16 protein-coding genes are annotated in these 16,309 nt (G+C 69.6%); 7 read left to right on the top strand and 9 right to left on the bottom strand.

The features are described 5' to 3' along the window. The first annotated feature begins 58 nt into the window (after window positions 1-58). The 3 genes from K2F54_RS04300 (at window position 59) to K2F54_RS04290 (ending at window position 3,987) form a co-directional block, all read left to right on the top strand. The gene (locus K2F54_RS04300) at window positions 59-2,221 is read left to right on the top strand and encodes an ATP-dependent Clp protease ATP-binding subunit (RefSeq protein ID WP_220604619.1); all 2,163 of its coding nucleotides are present in this window, start codon (window positions 59-61) and stop codon (window positions 2,219-2,221) included. Between the two features lie 110 nt (window positions 2,222-2,331). After that, complete coding sequence (locus K2F54_RS19495; protein WP_220604618.1) at window positions 2,332-3,564, top strand: histidine kinase dimerization/phospho-acceptor domain-containing protein; 1,233 nt, start codon at window positions 2,332-2,334, stop codon at window positions 3,562-3,564. Window positions 3,565-3,624: 60 nt separating this feature from the next. Next, window positions 3,625-3,987 (top strand): sensor histidine kinase, encoded by a 363-nt coding sequence (locus K2F54_RS04290; protein WP_220604617.1) that lies wholly within the window; start codon window positions 3,625-3,627, stop codon window positions 3,985-3,987. On the opposite strand, the gene K2F54_RS04285 is transcribed toward K2F54_RS04290, so the two are convergent. Together K2F54_RS04285 and K2F54_RS04280 are read right to left on the bottom strand one after the other, a co-directional pair. Next, on the bottom strand, window positions 3,984-5,288 hold the full coding sequence (locus K2F54_RS04285; RefSeq protein ID WP_220604616.1) for an O-acetylhomoserine aminocarboxypropyltransferase/cysteine synthase family protein: 1,305 nt from the start codon (window positions 5,286-5,288) through the stop codon (window positions 3,984-3,986). The genes K2F54_RS04290 and K2F54_RS04285 overlap by 4 nt on opposite strands. Before the next feature lie 11 nt (window positions 5,289-5,299). Next, a complete protein-coding gene (locus K2F54_RS04280; protein WP_220604615.1) occupies window positions 5,300-6,493 on the bottom strand; it encodes a MalY/PatB family protein in 1,194 nt (397 codons plus the stop codon). A 141-nt stretch (window positions 6,494-6,634) separates the two neighbouring features. On the opposite strand from K2F54_RS04280, the gene K2F54_RS04275 reads away from it, so the two are divergent. Beyond that, window positions 6,635-8,011, top strand: coding sequence for an NtaA/DmoA family FMN-dependent monooxygenase (locus tag K2F54_RS04275; protein WP_220604614.1), 1,377 nt, complete (start codon window positions 6,635-6,637; stop codon window positions 8,009-8,011). 17 nt (window positions 8,012-8,028) lie between these two features. After that, complete coding sequence (locus K2F54_RS04270; protein WP_220604613.1) at window positions 8,029-9,024, top strand: ATP-grasp domain-containing protein; 996 nt, start codon at window positions 8,029-8,031, stop codon at window positions 9,022-9,024. Between the two features lie 19 nt (window positions 9,025-9,043). Here K2F54_RS04270 and K2F54_RS04265 read toward each other — a convergent pair whose 3' ends face one another. The 6 genes from K2F54_RS04265 to K2F54_RS04240 are packed head-to-tail and all read right to left on the bottom strand — an operon-like array spanning window position 9,044 to window position 13,822. Continuing rightward, window positions 9,044-9,895 (bottom strand): ComEA family DNA-binding protein, encoded by an 852-nt coding sequence (locus K2F54_RS04265; protein ID WP_220604612.1) that lies wholly within the window; start codon window positions 9,893-9,895, stop codon window positions 9,044-9,046. A gap of 7 nt (window positions 9,896-9,902) precedes the next feature. Next, window positions 9,903-10,397, bottom strand: coding sequence for a hypothetical protein (locus tag K2F54_RS04260; protein WP_220604611.1), 495 nt, complete (start codon window positions 10,395-10,397; stop codon window positions 9,903-9,905). Next, a complete protein-coding gene (locus tag K2F54_RS04255) occupies window positions 10,394-11,137 on the bottom strand; it encodes a 4Fe-4S single cluster domain-containing protein (protein WP_220604610.1) in 744 nt (247 codons plus the stop codon). The genes K2F54_RS04260 and K2F54_RS04255 overlap by 4 nt, the downstream gene beginning before the upstream one ends. Beyond that, window positions 11,134-11,358, bottom strand: coding sequence for a DUF2997 domain-containing protein (locus K2F54_RS04250; protein WP_220604609.1), 225 nt, complete (start codon window positions 11,356-11,358; stop codon window positions 11,134-11,136). Before K2F54_RS04250 ends, K2F54_RS04255 begins: the two co-directional genes overlap by 4 nt. Window positions 11,359-11,381: 23 nt before the next feature. After that, on the bottom strand, window positions 11,382-13,010 hold the full coding sequence (locus tag K2F54_RS04245; RefSeq protein ID WP_220604608.1) for an AAA family ATPase: 1,629 nt from the start codon (window positions 13,008-13,010) through the stop codon (window positions 11,382-11,384). Further along, complete coding sequence (locus K2F54_RS04240; protein ID WP_220604607.1) at window positions 13,007-13,822, bottom strand: hypothetical protein; 816 nt, start codon at window positions 13,820-13,822, stop codon at window positions 13,007-13,009. Before K2F54_RS04240 ends, K2F54_RS04245 begins: the two co-directional genes overlap by 4 nt. Window positions 13,823-13,947: 125 nt before the next feature. Between K2F54_RS04240 and K2F54_RS04235 the strand changes: the two genes are divergently transcribed. Both K2F54_RS04235 and K2F54_RS04230 read left to right on the top strand, forming a co-directional pair. Then, window positions 13,948-14,448 carry a nitroreductase/quinone reductase family protein gene (locus K2F54_RS04235; protein WP_220604606.1) on the top strand — a complete coding sequence of 167 codons (501 nt, stop codon included), beginning with the start codon at window positions 13,948-13,950 and terminating at the stop codon, window positions 14,446-14,448. A 9-nt stretch (window positions 14,449-14,457) separates the two neighbouring features. Next, window positions 14,458-15,507, top strand: coding sequence for a zinc-dependent alcohol dehydrogenase family protein (locus tag K2F54_RS04230; protein WP_220604605.1), 1,050 nt, complete (start codon window positions 14,458-14,460; stop codon window positions 15,505-15,507). 94 nt (window positions 15,508-15,601) lie between these two features. Here the strand turns inward: K2F54_RS04230 and K2F54_RS04225 are convergent, their stop codons facing one another. Beyond that, complete coding sequence (locus K2F54_RS04225; protein ID WP_220604604.1) at window positions 15,602-16,177, bottom strand: nitroreductase family protein; 576 nt, start codon at window positions 16,175-16,177, stop codon at window positions 15,602-15,604. Window positions 16,178-16,309 lie beyond the last annotated feature (132 nt).

Raw genomic sequence — 16,309 nt, 5'->3', positions numbered from 1 at the left:
TCACGCGCGGTCTAAACTTGAGTCGGGTCAACTCAAGTATTGCGAAGGATGTGTGTACATGGCCAACATGCAGGGCGCCCCCGGAACCGACGAGAAGCAGAAGACCGCGCTGGAGCAGTACGGCGTGAACCTCACCGAGATTGCCAAGAGCGGCAAGCTCGACCCCGTGATCGGCCGGGACGCCGAGATTCGCCGGGTGAGCCAGGTGCTCACGCGCCGCACGAAGAACAACCCGGTGCTGATCGGCGAACCCGGCGTGGGCAAGACTGCTGTGGTGGAGGGCCTGGCCCAGCGCATCGTCGCCGGTGACGTGGCCGACTCGCTCAAGGGCAAGCAGCTGGTGGCGCTCGACCTGGCCGCCCTCGTGGCGGGTGCCAAGTATCGCGGTGAGTTCGAGGAACGGCTCAAGGCCGTGCTCAAGGAGATCAACGACGCCGACGGCCAGATCATCACCTTCGTCGACGAACTGCACACCCTGATGGGCGCGGGCGGCGGCGAAGGCTCGGTGGCCGCATCCAACATGCTCAAGCCCATGCTCGCCCGCGGTGAACTGCGCTTGATCGGCGCCACCACGCTCAACGAGTACCGCGAATTCATCGAGAAGGATGCCGCGCTCGAGCGGCGTTTCCAGCCCGTGCTGGTGGACGAACCCAGCGTCGAAGACACCGTCGCCATTCTCCGCGGACTCAAGGAGCGCTACGAGGCGCACCACCAGGTCTCGATCGCGGATGCCGCGCTCGTCGCCGCGGCGTCCCTGTCGAACCGGTACATCACCGCCCGCCAGCTGCCGGACAAGGCCATCGACCTCATCGACGAGGCCGCGAGCCGGTTGCGGATGGAGATCGACTCCTCCCCGGTGGAGATCGACGAGCTACGCCGCAGCGTCGACAGGCTCAAGCTCGAAGAACTCGCGCTGAAGAAGGAGAAGGACGACGCCTCGAAGGCCCGCCTGGAGAAGCTGCGCGACGACCTGGCCGAACGCCAGGTGCGGCTCGACGATTTGCAGGAACGATGGCGCCAGGAGCGCGCATCGCTCAACCGGGTCGGCGACCTGCGGAAGCGGCTGGTCAGTGCGCGCAGCCAGGCCGAGGTGGCCGAACGCCGCGGTGACCTGGAGAAGGCGTCCCGACTGCTCTACGGTGACATCCCGGTGATCGAGCGGGAACTGGCCGAAGCCGAACAGACCGAGCAGGAGGGCGCCCGGATGGTGGGTGACCAGGTCACCGCCGAGGACATCGCCGCCGTCGTCGCCGCCTGGACCGGCATTCCCGTTGGCCGGCTGCTGCAGGGCGAGACCGAGAAACTGCTCAACCTCGAGGGCGAGCTGGCGCACCGCCTGATCGGCCAGAAGCGGGCCGTGCGGGCCGTCGCCGACGCCGTGCGCCGCTCCCGCGCCGGCATCTCCGATCCCGACCGGCCCACCGGCTCATTCCTGTTCCTCGGCCCCACCGGCGTGGGCAAGACCGAACTGGCCAAGGCCCTGGCGGAGTTCCTCTTCGACGACGAGAAGGCCATGGTGCGCATCGACATGAGCGAGTACGGCGAGAAGTTCTCCGTCTCCCGCCTGGTCGGCGCCCCTCCCGGCTACATCGGTTACGAACAGGGCGGCCAGCTCACCGAGGCCGTGCGCCGCCGGCCATACTCGGTCATCCTCTTCGACGAGGTGGAGAAGGCCCACCCCGAGGTGTTCGACGTGCTGCTGCAGGTGCTCGACGACGGCCGGCTCACGGATGGCCAGGGCCGCACGGTCGACTTCCGCAACACGATCCTGGTGCTCACCTCCAACCTCGGCTCGCAGTACCTGGTCGACCCGTCGCTCGGCTGGGACGAGAAGGAGGCCGCCGTGCAGCAGATGGTGCGGCAGGCGTTCAAGCCGGAGTTCGTCAACCGGCTCGACGACATCGTGGTGTTCTCCGCGCTCTCCACCGACGACCTCGCCCAGATCGTGGAGCTCTACGTGGACAGGTTGCAGCGCCGCCTCGGCGAACGTCGGCTCGAGTTGGCGGTGACCCCTGACGCCCGTGCCTGGCTCGCCGAGCGGGGGTACGACCCGATCTATGGGGCCAGGCCGTTGCGCCGGCTGATGCAAACCGAGATCGACGACAGGCTCGCCACGGCGTTGCTGGGCGGCAGCATCCGCGACGGTGAAACCGTTCTGGTTGACCTCGCCGAGGACGGTGACTCGCTCACGGTGGCGTCCGTGCCGCTCGGGCACGCCTGAGCGCGGATCAATGTCCTTGTTTAGGGGGACAATTGCGCCCGGACCTGCTTGAATGCTGGAGAGGGCAGGCAACAGGGCCGTGGGTGCCTCGTTAGCCTGAGGACGTTCACGTGTCGCACCATCCGCAGAGCCCGATTCCGGGCGCCGTGCCGCGCACCCGCGAATTCCCGATCGCCCAGCTGGCCTTCCTGGCCGGGGTATGCGTGCTGATGTTCTTCGTGTTCCTCGGAGCGCCCGATTCCTTCGGCGAGACCGGCGTGCAGGTCGGGCTGGGGTTGGCGGTCCTGGCCACCCTGGCGGCCTTGCTCGTGCCCTGGCAGCGGCACGGACACCAGTGGCTCGTGATCGTTCCATTGCTCGACGTCCTGGTCGTGACGCTCCTGCGTGACGGTGTGCGTGACAGCTTCATCGCGGTGGGCATGCTCATCGTGCTGCCCGTGCTCTGGCTCGCCTACGGGTTCGCCTGGTGGGCCCTCGGTCTGGCCCTGATCGGAGCGGTCTTCGTCAATGCCTTCCCACTGATCCAGGAGGCTCAGTGGCCCACCGATGCGCTGGGTTGGGGGAGCCTGCTGCTGTTGCCGATCATCACCGCTTTCGTCGCGATCACCGCCAGGGTCGCCGCCAACTTCCTGCGCGCACAGCAACGCAAACTGGTCGCGGTGTCCGCAGAACTGCGCACCGCCCTACTCGAGGCGACGGACCGTCAGGCCACTTTCGAGGCCGTGATGGAGACTGTCGACGCCGGTATCGAGTTGTACAGCCCCGACGGCGAGGTGATCTTGAGCAACGCTGCTGCCCGCGCCCTTGCGGTGCGCACGGATTCCGCGAGTGGCGGCTACGGCCGGGATGCCTCCCTGGTCTTCGACGTGGATCGAACCACCCTGGTGTCGCTCGACGACCAGATCGCGGCCAGAGCCCTGCGCGGCGACCTGGTGGCCGGGCGCATCTACTGGGTCGGCGGCGAGGACGACCAGAGCGCCATCATGGCCACGGCCGGCGTGGTCGAGCGGGCATCCGGCTTCGCGTTGGGCACCGTGGTGGTGGCCACCGACGTCACCCCGCTGGTGGAGGCCATCGCCGTGCGTGACGACTTCCTCGCCACGGTGTCGCACGAGCTGCGCACCCCGCTCACCTCGATCATCGGCTACCTCGGCCTGATCGATGCCGACGAGCTCGGCATCACCATGGAGATCGGCGTGATCGAGCGCAACGCCGAGCGTCTGCTGAGCGTGATCGCGCATCTGCTCAGCGCCACAGACGGGCAGCCGGCCGTGCACCGGGTCGAAGCCGACCTCGGCCAGATCCTGCGGTCCTGCCTCGACACGGCCCGGCCGCGCGCGTAGTCCGCCGGTGTCGTCATCAGCGCCCGCGATGACACCGAGGTTCTCGCCGAGGTCGACTCGGTGGCGATCGAGCAGGTCATCGACAACCTGCTCACCAACGCCATCAAGTTCGCCAGACCCCAGGGGTCGGTCACCCTCAGCGTCGACACCGAGGGCACGGATGCGGTGTTGCGGGTGACCGACGACGGCATCGGCCTGAGCGCCGAAGACCAGCGTCAGGTGTTCGACAGGTTCTTCCGGGCCCGCAACTCCACCGAGCTGGCCATTCCCGGCATGGGCCTGGGACTGGCGATCGTGCGCGCCTTCGTGCACGCCCACCAGGGCACCGTGTCGCTGCAGAGCACGCTCGGCGAGGGCACCACGGTCACGGTGCGCCTGCCCCTGCAGGTGCACGCCGTCTCGCCCGCGGCTGTTCCCGGCTAGGCCAGGGCCTGGTCGAGGTCCGCAATGAGGTCGGCGGGGTCTTCGATTCCCACCGAGAGGCGGATCAGGCCGTCGGCGATGCCCAGCCGGTCGCGCATCTCCTGGCTGAACGAGGTGTGCGTTGAGGTGGCAGGGTGCAGCGCCATCGACCTAGTGTCCCCGATGTTGGTCATGTGGCTGATCACCCGCAGCCGGTCGAGGAACGCACCGGCGCCGGCCTCGCCGCCGCGCACGGTGAAGGAGAACACCGAACCGCTGCGCCCGCCGTACAACCGCTGCGCCAGGGCGTAAGCCGGGTTGCCGGGCAGGCCCGCGTAGTCGACGCTCTCCACCCCCGGATGCTCGGCCAGCCACTGGGCGATGGCCAGCGAATTCGACAGGTGCCGCTCCATGCGCAGCGAGAGGGTCTCGATGCCCTGGTGCAGCAGGAACGAGTTGAACGGAGAGAGCGCCGGTCCGATGTCGTTCACCACGGCCTCCCTGGTGGCCCTGGCGTATGCCGTGCGGCCGAACCTCTGCGCGATCGACGGTAGGGCGCCGGCGGACTGGGTGATCAGCGGAAACGACCGAGGCGACCCGGCCCAGTCGAAGCTGCCGCCGTCGACGATGGTGCCGGAGATCGCCGCGCCGTGGCCGCTGAGGAACTTGGTCGAGGAGTGCACGACCACATCTGCCCCGTGCTCGAACGGGCGGATCAGGAACGGCGACGCGATGGTGTTGTCGACCACGAACGGCAGCCCGTGCCGGCGGGCGACGGCGGCAACCCGGTCGATGTCCACGATGTCGTTGCGGGGGTTGGGAATGGTCTCGCTGAAGATGGCCTTGGTGTTCGGCCGGATGACCCGGTCCCACTCGTCATCATCGAATTCGTCCCAGACGTACTCCACCGTGACCCCGAACCTGGCGAAGCTGCGACCGAAGAGGATGCGGGTGCCGCTGTAGATGCTGGCCGTGGAGACGATGTGGTCGCCGGCCTGCGCTATCGACAGCAGGGCGGCGGTGATCGCGGCCTGCCCTGAGGCCACCACGATGGCTTCGGTGCCGCCCTCGAGCGACGCGATCCGGCGTTCGGCGACACCACCGGACGGGTTGCGCTGCCGGGAGTAGATCAGCCCGTCGGCCTCACCGTTGAACCGGGCCCTGGCATCCGCGAAGGAGTCGAACCTGAACCCCGCGGTCATGGCGATCGGGGGGATGCGGGCGCCGTTGGTGAGCTCGTCGTACTCGCCGGCGTGCACCTGGCGGGTGTCGAAGGCGTAGCCCTGCCAGTCGTACTCAGGGCCGGAGGCGGCTGTTCTCATCCGGTCGGGGCTCATGCGCTCTGGCTCACTTTCAGCCGGCGCACGGCCGCGGCCATGCTCCGTACGGCCTGCTCGAGGATGGGGCGCGGCATGGCGAAGATCAGCCGGGCATGACCGGCGTAGCCCTGTCCGCAGAGCGACCCGTCGGTGAGGGTGACCCCGGCCTCACGGCGGAAGAACTCGGCGATGGAACCCTCGATGGGCAGCGCCGAACAGTCCAGCCAGGCGATGTAGGTGGCGTCGGGCGCCGTGTAGCGCACCTCGGGCAGGTGCTCGGCGAGCAGCGTCTGCAGCGCGCGCCGGTTGCCGTCGAGGTAGTCGACCACCTCGGCCAGCCAGTCGCCGCCGTTGGCATACGCGGCCGTCTGTGCGATCACGCCGGGGGTGGACGCCCCGTGCACCACCGAGAAGCCGTAGACCTGGTAGATCTCCTCGTCTGCGGCGTTGCTGGTGATGAACTGCGCGGTCTTGAGCCCCGGCACGTTCCACGCCTTCGACGCCGAGGTGGCGGTGACGGTGTGCTTGGCGGTCTCGGCCGAGATGGAGGCGTACGGGATGTGCCGGGTGTCGCCGTAGCGCAGCGGCGCGTGGATCTCGTCGGCGAAGACCCGGCCGTTGTGGCGCTGCACGACCTCGGCGATGCCCTCCAGTTCGGCTCGGCTGAGGGCGGTGCCGGTGGGATTGTGGGGGTTGCACAGCACCAGGGTGCGGGCGCCGGCGTGGAAGGCGGCGTCGATGCCGGCGAGGTCGTGACGCCACCGGCCGTCGACCTGGCTGCCCGGCACCTGCACGATCGCCCTGCCCAGGGTGGGGGTGAAGCTGAGGAACGGCATATACGCCGGCGTGGGCACGATGACGCCGCTGCCGGCCGGGGAGAACCGGCGCACGGTGACGTCGAACGCGCTCATGACATCCGACACCGGGTGGATGTTCTCCGGCGGCACCTCCCAGCCGGAATCGGCCAGCAGCCACGCGGCGGTCGCCTCCGCCATCCGGCGAGTGGTGCTGGGGGCGAGGTAGCCGAGGTCGCCGGACGTGACGGCGTCGTGCAGCGCCGCGGTCACCGCCGGGGCGGTACCGAAGTCCATCTCCGCCACCCAGGCGCCGATGGTGTCGGGGTGCAGGCTCCACTTGCGGCTGCCGGCACGACTGAGCTCGTCGCGCGTGATCGCGTCGAGCCGGGCGGCGAATGGTGATGTCGTCATCCACCCGACACTAGTAATCGACCGTGCCCCGGCCGGTTAGATGACGTTGAGCGTCTTCGCCCCGTTACGCCGTGTGTCAGCATGCGGCGTTGTGTTGCGTTCGCCGTGCCCTGGTCGGCGCCGGCGGCCTAGTGTCGACGGATGACGACTCGCGACCATCTCGTGCTCAGCACCATGGTGCGCACCCTGGGTGCGTTCCCGTCCGGCTGGCGCTACCCCGGCGCGCATCGCGACCCGGCCAAGGACGCCGCCGCGCTCAAGCGGGTGGCGAGGGCCGCGGAGAAGGCCGGCTTCGATTTCCTCTTCCTCGGCGACTGGCTCTCCACCGATACCGACCTGGAGTTCACCGACCCGCACCTGCTCTCCCGCGCTGACTCGCTGAGCACGGCGTCGTTCCTGGCTGCGGCGACCACGCGCATCGGCATCGTCGGCACCGTGAACGTGGCCCACTCCGAGCCGTACGCCACGGCCAGGACCGCCGCCTCGATCGACCGGCTCAGCCAGGGCCGGTTCGGGTTGAACCTCACGGTGGGCACGGATGCCCGTGGCGCGGCCAACTTCGGCCGGGCCGGGCACATGCCCCCTGTCGACCGGTTCGACGAGGCGCACGAGTACGTGCAGGTCTTGCAGGGGCTGTGGGACGGCTGGGATGAGGCGGCGTTCGTGCACGACGCCGTCTCCGGCTCGCTGATCGACCGGTCGCTGGTGTCGACCCTGAACCATGTCGGCCGGTCGTACGCCGTGGCCGGGCCGCTCAACGTGCAGCGGCCGGTGCAGGGGCACGTGCCGCTCATGCACGCGGGCACCTCGCGCCGGGCGCAGGAGTTCTCGGCCGCATCAGCCGACATCCACCTGGTGGCCCCCGCGACCCTGGACGAGGCGGTGGGCCTGTACGCCGAGACGCACCGGCTGGTCGCGGAGTTCGGCCGGCCCGCCGGGTCGCTCGCCGTCGTGGCGCCGATCCTGCCGATCGTGGGGGAGACCCGCGCACAGGCCTACGCGGTGTACGACACCCTGGTCGGGTTGTTCCAGGTGGACGACGGCACCGGCACCGCGGCCGATCTGGCCCTGCCCGCCGATCGGAGTGTGCAGAGCCTGCGCCGGGCGGTGGGCCTGCCGTTGGCGGACCGCGGCATCGACGATGTGGTGACGGCGCAGACGGCGGCCAGGTTCAACCCGGCCGGCCAGCGGTTGTTGGGCATCGTGGCCGAACGCTCCGGCCGCACCGTGGGTGGGGATCGCCCGGTCACCTACCGGCAGCTGTTGGTGGCGCAGCTGGTGCGCTCACCCATCGTGGTGGGCTCTGCCGAGGACGTGGCGGACCGGATGGAACTGTGGTTCCGCGCCGGCGCCGTGGACGGGTTCGGCGTGCTCAGCGCATTCCTGCACGAGCAGTTCGAGGAGTTCACCCGCCTGGTGGTGCCCGAGCTGGTTCGCCGTGGGCTGGTGCGAGACGGCTACGCGTCCGGCACCCTGCGCGGGCACCTCGGCTCGACCGTGCCCGAGCGTATCCGGTGACATGGCAGGCTGGGGCAATGACTTCCAGCACTCCCGCCGCCACCCCCGTCATCCACGTCCTGCACGAGAACCCGGACTGGTTCGGCCCGTTCCAGGCCGCATTCGAGGCCGCGGGGGTGCCGTACCGGGAGTGGCTGCTGGTGGACGGTGTGCTCGACCTCGATGAGGCCCCGCCGGCCGGCATCTTCTGGTCGCGGATCAGCGCATCGGCGCACACCCGCGGGCACGGCCTGTCGAAGGACTACACCCGCAGCGTGCTGAACTGGCTGGATGCCTACGGCGTACGCACCGTGAACGGCCGCCGCACGATCGAACTGGAGATGAGCAAGGTCGACCAGCTCACCCGGCTGCGCGCGCAGGGTTTCGACGTGCCGCGCACCCGCGTGGTCGTCGGCACGCACCTACTCACTGAGGCCGCTGCCGACTTCCCGACCCCGTTCATCACCAAGCACAACCAGGGCGGCAAGGGCCTGGGCGTGCAGAAGTTCGACAGCGCCGCCGAACTGGCCGCGGCCATCGACGCCGGCCTGTACGAGGAGCCCGAAGACGGCATCTCGCTGCTGCAGGAGTTCATCGTGGCCGCCCAGCCCGAGGTCACCAGGGTGGAGATCGTGGGAGACGAGTTCATCTATGCGATCAGGGCCGACACGGCCCGCGGCGGTTACCAGCTCTGCCCGGCGGATGCCTGCGCCATCGACCCGACCACCGGAGCGCTGCTCATGCCGCCAGGCGCGAGCATCCTGCCGGAGGCCGGGCAGCAGATCTTCTCCCTGCGCGAGGGGTTCGAGAACCCGATCATCGACCGCTACCGGGCCTTCCTCCGCACCGAGGGCATCGAGGTGGCCGGAATCGAGTTCATCGAGACCGCGGACGGCCGGATCGTGACCTACGACGTGAACACGAACACCAACTACAACGCCGAGATCGAGGCCGTCGCTCCGCGTTCGGGCCCTGGCGCGATCGTGGGCTACCTCGGTGCCCTGCTCGCCGAGGCCTACCCGACCGCGCGATAGCGCGCTTTCGTCACCGGGTTCAGTAGTCGACGCGCCGGCCGAAGCTGCGGTCGGCCCGCGGGCGGGGGGAGCAGTAGGCCTCGGCGCGCAAGCGCACCAGCTCGTGCGGCTGCAGCCCGGCCGACGAGGCGAAGGCCTCGAGGGACGCGAAGCCGCCACGGCTGGTGCGCTCGGCGATCGCGGCTTTGGCCCGTGCGCGGTCCAGGCCGGTGAGCCTGGCGAGGGTGCGCTGGTTCGCCGTGTTCACGTCGATCAGTTCGGCGGGCGTCGCGGGCTCCGAACGGGCCGCCGCCGCCCGGGTGTCGGCGCGAGCCTCTGCGGCCGCCTGCGCGCGCCGTTGCGCGCGGCTCAACCCGCGCCGCTGGGGCGCCGGCTCGGGCGCGGACTCGTCCACGTAGTCCGACTTGGCGGTGCCGTCTCCGCCGAGCAGAGCCTCGGCCTCCTTCGGAATCGCCGTCTTCCGCCGGCGTGGCGTGGCCGCCCTGGCCCGTGGCTTCGACCCGCGCGGAGTGCCGATCAGCGTGAGGCCGTTCTCATGCCGGCCCCAGAGCAGCAGCAGCCAGCGGTGGTTGATGATGAGGCCGTGCAGCAGCGCCACCAGGTACAGGCTGCCCTGGGCGATACCGCCCACCGGCTCCTCCGGAATGCGCACGATGATGGCCGCCAGCCCGTACACGCCGGAGGCGATGCCCCACGAGAGACGCCGGCCGATGAGGGAGAGAATCCCGAACGCCACCCAGGCGACGCCGCCGCCTGGCCCGAAAACCAGCAGCAGCAGCCAGGAGCTCGCGCCCAGGCGCCAGGCGATCGACGGGACAGACGCGTTCGCCGTGGCGGACGCGCCGCGCGAGCGACCTGAGGCGGTTGTCATGGGTGAGTCACGCCTGGGCGCGAACGTTGAGCACCATGGTCACGGTGTCATCCGCTTCTCTGGTCTCCGAGACGAGGTCGAATCCCGAGGTCTCGGCGCGGGCACGGATCTTCTCGGCGACGGCCTGCTGCACCATCGCTGCGTACTCGCCGTCGAGGCGCTGCAGGAGCTCGGTGGCACTGAGAACCGTCACCTCGTTGCCGTCCCGGCCTTCGACGTGGGCCTCCCAGACCCCGTCGTCGGTGAGGGTCATCGTGAGCGTCACGCCGTCGAGCTTCGCGGTGACGCGGCTGCGCGACACGGTGATCGCCGTGGCGCCGAGGTTGGTCAGGGCGTCGGCGAGCAGCGTGCTGTCCTTCATCCGGGTGCGCACCCGAATCTGGGCCGCCGGCCCGGCACCGTCGCCGGCCTTGGCCGTGACCGCGGCGCCGAGAACACCCACTCCGCCGGCCGCGGCCGCCGCGGCCAGGGCGATGGGAAGCAGGATCAGGGTGACACTCATGCGAGTCTCGCTTTCGTTACAGGGCGGTGCTGAACAGGGCGGTCCTGGCGGGGGCCGAGGTCGTGCAGCAGGTCGTTCAAAGCCGCGTCGTCGGCCCAGCCGTTAATGTCGATCCGCCCGTCGGGGCGGATGCGGATCTCCAGCCTGTCCCGCCCGCCCTCGAGGTCGATGCGGGCGACCTCATCGGCGTAAACGGGGGTGAGCGCGCGAATGCCCTGGTTGGTCGAGCCGAGCCAGGGCCGCACGGCGTCGGGTCGGTCGCGCAGGTATGGCCCGTCGATCAGCAGGTCGGTGGCGGCCAGCAGTCTGGCGATGTCTGGCCGCGTCGCCGACCACTCGGTGAGCAGCTCCAGCGGGTAGCCGGAGAAGGTCATCACCGAGAGCCCAGCGGCGCGGAAGGCCTCTGCGATGGTCGCGAGGCTCGCGGCCTGGTCGAAGGGTTCGCCGCCGAGGAGGGTGATTCCCTGCACGCCCGCGCCCAGCGCATCCGCCACGAACCGGTCGGCGAGCTCGGCCGTGTTCTCGACCCGGCCGCCGATCTCGGCCCAGAGCTGCGGGTTGAAGCAGCCTGGGCAGTGCACGCTGCAGCCCTGCACCCACAGGGCCGAGCGCCGGCCGGGCCCCTCTGCCGTGGTCGCGGTCAGGAATCGTGACCAGCGCAGCTCGGTGCCGGGCTTGGCACCCGGTTCGACGGTGCCTAGTAGGGACGCCCCGAGCAGAGAGCTGCCGAGCAGGGTCACCTGGTCCCGTCCCAGTTCTGCGTGCTGGACTGCTGCTGCGCGGCCACCTGGGCGTAGGCATCCGTGAACGACGACGCGGTGGTCTCGGCGTCGAGCATGTTCTCGAGCACGGCGATGTAATCGAGGCACTCGTCGCCGTACATGCCGATGGTTTCGGCGTGCACGCTGCCGTCGGGGCGAACCTGCACGATGAGCTGCTTGTCTGTTGCGTTCTGTGCCATGGGGTGTCCTGTTCGAAAAGCGGCTAGAAGTCCACGGTGCGGCCGCCGCGACGGCTGGAGAGCCCCGCACCGGTCGTGTCGACGGCGCCGACCAGGGCGTCTTCGGCGGGGTCGATGTCTTCGCTGCCGGTCGCCCGAACGGCGCGAACCTCGGCCCAGGCGCGGATGGTCTGCACCTCTTCGGACTGGGTCACGGCGAGGGGGATCATGTTGGTGATCGCCTCGGTGAGGTCGTGCAGGGTGGCCGGGCGGCGTTCGGCGAAGGCCTCGTAGAGGGCCACGATCACGGCCTGTTCGATCTCGGCGCCGGAGTAGTTCTCGCTGTCGGCGACGAGCTTCTCGACGTCGTCGGCGCCGATGGCCGACAGTCCGTTGCCGCCGGTGGCGTTGGCGGCGAGCTGGATGGTCCAGATGGCGCGTCGTTCGACGTTGGTGGGCAGGTCGACGAAGAAGATCTCGTCGAAGCGGCCCTTGCGCATGAACTCGGGCGGCAACGAGTCGATGTTGTTGGCCGTGGCGACGACGAACACCGGATGCTTCTTCTCCTGCATCCAGGTGAGGAAGTAACCGAACACCCGGGCGGTGGTGCCGGAGTCGCCGGTGCCGGTGGTGTTGGAGAAGCCCTTCTCGATCTCGTCGACCCAGAGGATGCACGGGGCGACGGCCTCTGCGGTGGCCAGGGCGGTACGCAGGTTCTGCTCGGAGGAACCGACCAGTCCGGAGAAGATCCGGCCGATGTCGAGCCTGAGCAGCGGCAGGCCCCAGGACGCGGCCATGGCCTTGGCGGTGAGCGACTTTCCACAGCCGGGCACCCCGGTGATGAGCACGCCCTTCGGGGCGGGCAGGCCGAACTCCTCGGCCTCGGCCAGCCACGAGCCGTCCCGCCGGGACAGCCAGCGCTTGAGGTTGTTCAGGCCACCGACGGAGTCGAGGTCGAGGGCCTTGGTGACGAAGTCGAGCAGGCCGGACTTGCTCACGATCTGGCGCTTCTCGTCGAGCACCACGCTGATGTCGCTCGCGGTGAGCTGGCCGTCGTCGACCATGGCCCTGGCGAAGGCGTTCTCGGCCTCGGACATGGTGAGTCCGCGGGCGGCCTGCACGAGGCTCTCCAGGGTCTTCTCGTCGGCCGCAACTTTGATCCGGCCGCTGCCGGAGGAATTGTTCTGGATCATCGTGTCGAGCATCTGCCGCAGCTCGGTGGTGTCTGGCAGCGGGAACTCGAGCAGGTGGGCGAGCTTGTCGAGCTCTGGCGGGATGCACCGCACCGGAGCCGTCACGATCAGTGCGCGGGCGGCATCCGCGTGCCGCAGTTCGAGCACGGTCTCGCGCACCTTGCGGATGATGACCGGGTCGCCAGGGCGCTGCTCCGTGCCGAAGTAGGCGTGCAGGTCGCAGAAGACGAAGACCGCGTTCTCGGGGATGCCGACGATGTGGTCGAGCGCCCTGGCCGGGGTGCTGGTGTTGGTCACGCCCTTGCCGTCCGGGCCGATCAGGCCGGTGGCGCTGGTCCAGGTCCACACCTCGCGCGGGCGCCGCAGCGCCTGGGCGGCACGGGTCACCTCCTCGAGGGCGCGCACCTCCTCGCTGGTCTCGATGTAGAGCAGCGGCAGGCGGGCCTTGAAGGCCTGGTCGAGCGTCTGGGCGAAACTCATCGAGGGGTGCTTTCTGTCGTGGTGGGTGGTGCAGGTGTCGGGGCATCCGTCGCCAGCTCGTCGATGTCAACCGACCAGGCGCCGCGCTCGGCGTCGGCCTCGATGCTGATGTAGACGGCCTCGGTGGGGTCCCAGGACTGGCGCTGGTCTACCTCACCGGACTCGATGATGGGCTGGTCGGCGCGGCCGCCGAGAGTCTGCACGGTGACGTAGAACAGGCCCTCGCCGCGGTGCACGAAGCGTGCGCTGACGGCGTCGCCGCGGTAGACGAGGAAGTCGTTGCCCTTTCCGCTGACGAAGCCGTCGGTGATCTCGGCGACCTCGGTCTTCTGCAGGGTGAGCTCCCAGGGCTCGTCGGTGCGCACCCAGAGTTCGAGGTCGGCGTCGGGGGGGAGCAGCAGCAGCTCGTCCGTGGTGTCGTAGAGGTAGCCGACATTGGCGGGGTAACCACGGTCGTCGTCGGGGCGGCCGAGATCCTCGGTGCGGGTCAGATAGAAGTCGAGGTACTCGCCGGAGGTGAGGCTCACCAGGTAGGGGTCCTGGGTGTGTTCCTCGAGTGGGATGCGGATCAGGCCGGCACCCTCGCCGGAGTAAGTGGTGCCGTCGGCCTCGAAGACCGGTGGGTTCTCGACATCCCACGGGTTCTCGCCGTCGCCGATGATGGCCAGGCCGTCGTCGCCGATCCCGACGTCTGCGTAGGTGTTCAGTGCGCCCAGGAAGAGCACCAGGGCGCCGGCGACCCAGACCCAGACCGAGAACGAGCGGATGCGTGCCCTGGCTGCGCTCGTCACCGAACCATCCGTCATGCTCATCTGCGCCTCCCCCCGGCCTGTGTTGCTGATTCACAGACTACTGGGGTGGCAGCGGCGGGAACGGTTGTACAGTCGCGCTGAACGGGCCGAGGCGCGGCCGGTGGTGAGAGTGGAGGCGAGCGCTCATGACGACATCCAGTGCTGCGGGTGGAACCGGCGAACGGCCCCCGCGGCTGCCGCCGCGCTGGTTCGTGGTGCTGGCGTGGAAGGTGCACCGGGCGATTTTTCGGGTGACCGGTGGGCGCAGGGGACTGTGGCCGGCGCGGCCGGAGAAGTGGGGCGCGCTGCGCTTGACCACGACCGGGCGGCGCAGCGGTCAGGAGCGCGCCGTGATCGTGGGCTATTTCGAGGACGGCCCCAACCTGGTGACCCTGGCGATGAACGGCTGGGGTGAGGCGGAACCCGTCTGGTGGCTCAACCTGCAGTCCGACCCGAACTGCCGGGTGCAACTGGCGACCGGGTCTCGCGCCGTGGTCGCCCACGCCGCGACCGGGCCTGAGCGCGCCAGGCTGTGGGACCGCTGGCGGGCGCTGGACAAGGATCTGGACGGGTACGCCGCCCGCCGCCCGACCGAGACCGCCGTGGTGGTGCTTGAACCCGCCACCGCCCGGGGGCTGCGGGGGTAGGGTTTTTTGATGCGAGCAACTGTTATTTACGGCGAGCGGGATGTCCGACTCGATGAAGTTCCCAACCCTGTCCTCTCCACCGGTGGCGACGCCATCGTGCGGGTGGTGGCGGCCTGCGTCTGCGGGTCCGACCTGTGGCCGTACCGCGGCGTGACCCCCACAGACGAGCCCCACCGGATCGGCCACGAGTTCGTCGGCATCGTCGACGAGATCGGCCCAGACGTGTCGACCGTCAAGGTGGGCGACTTCGTCATCGCCCCGTTCTACGACTGCGACAACACCTGCGTCAACTGTGTCAACGGCGTCAGCACCTCCTGCCTGAACGGCGGCTGGTGGGGCTCAGACGACCGCCTCGGCGGGTTCGCCGACGGCGCCCAGGGCGAGCGCGTGCGGGTTCCGCACGCCGACGGCTCGCTCGTGGCCACCCCCACGGCGCCCACGGATGACCAGATCCCCGGCCTGCTCACCCTCGCCGATGTGATGGGCACCGGCCACCACGCCGCCGTCTCGGCCGGTGTCACCACCGGCAGTACCGTGGTCGTGGTCGGCGACGGGGCCGTGGGCCTCTGCGCGATCATCGCCGCCAGGCGCCTCGGCGCCTCCCGCATCGTCGCGATGTCCAGGCACGCCGACCGGCAGGCCGTGGCCCGTGAATTCGGCGCCACCGACATCGTCGAGGAGCGTGGCGGTGCCGGGGTCGAGCGCATCCACGAGATGTTCGACGGCGTGGGCGCCGACTGCGTGCTCGAGTGCGTCGGCACCGAGGAGTCGATGGACCAGGCGATCCGTTCCACCCGCCCCGGCGGAATGGTCGGCTACGTCGGCGTGCCCAACGGCGGCGCCGAGCTGCCGATCAAGACCCTCTTCGGCCGGAACGTCGGCGTGAACGGCGGGGTCGCATCCGTGCGCGGCTACGTGGAAGAGCTGCTGCCGGAGGTGCTCTCGGGCGCCATCAACCCCGGCCGGGTCTTCGACCTGCAGCTACCGCTGGCCGAGGTGGCCGAAGCGTACGCCGCCATGGACGAGCGCCGCGCCATCAAGGTGCTGCTGCGCCCGTAGCTCCTGCGCCCATTCGGGCGCAACTGTTGCCCAAGCGGACAATTGCGCCCGGTGTGCCGGGCGCAATTGTCCGCACGAGGAACGGTTGGACTGGCTAGTCGTTGACGAGGACGATGTCGCTGACGGGCTTGCGGGTGCGCGGGGCGATCTCGCGGGCGAGCAGCTCGGGGGTGAGCGCCTCGGCCTCGCCGAGCACACCGAGCACCGTCACGGTGACGGCATCCTGGTTGTCCTTGAGGCGGAAGGCCTCGGCCAGCGCCTTGCGGTCGATGCCGCCGAGCTGGTGGGTGAACAGACCCTCGTGCTGGGCCTGGATGGTGAGGTGCGCGACGGCCTGGCCGAGGTCGTACTGCGCCCAGGGGTTGTCACCCTCGGCGATGTTGAGGATCAGCACCGAGGCCTTGTCGGTCCAGGCCTGGTTGAAGCCCATCAGGTTGGAGTGGATCTTGCGGAAGCTCTCCGAGCCGCGGCGGGCGACGATGAACCGGGCCGGCTGGTTGTTGTTGCCGGACGGCGCCCAGCGGGCGGCCTCGAGCAGGGTGGTGAGGGTGTCCTCGTCGATCTCGGCGGTCGGGTCGAAGCCGCGGGGGCTCCAGCGCTCGGCCATGGCCGGAAGGATCGGCGCCGTGGTGTCGGCGGCGCGGCTGTGGGTGTCGGTGATGAGGGTCATGGTGCCTGAGCTTTCTGTAGAACCAAGAGGCGGATCGGATACGGGGCACCGTTGTCCCAGTCACGTAGAACGCAGAGCGCGCGCAGTTATTCCATGCACCTGCATGTGAATCCGCGGCGCGCTACGCGGTCG

Source organism: Cryobacterium inferilacus, from assembly GCF_019599185.1.
Lineage (GTDB): Bacteria > Actinomycetota > Actinomycetes > Actinomycetales > Microbacteriaceae > Cryobacterium > Cryobacterium inferilacus.
This window is presented reverse-complemented; position numbering and strand designations above follow the sequence as displayed.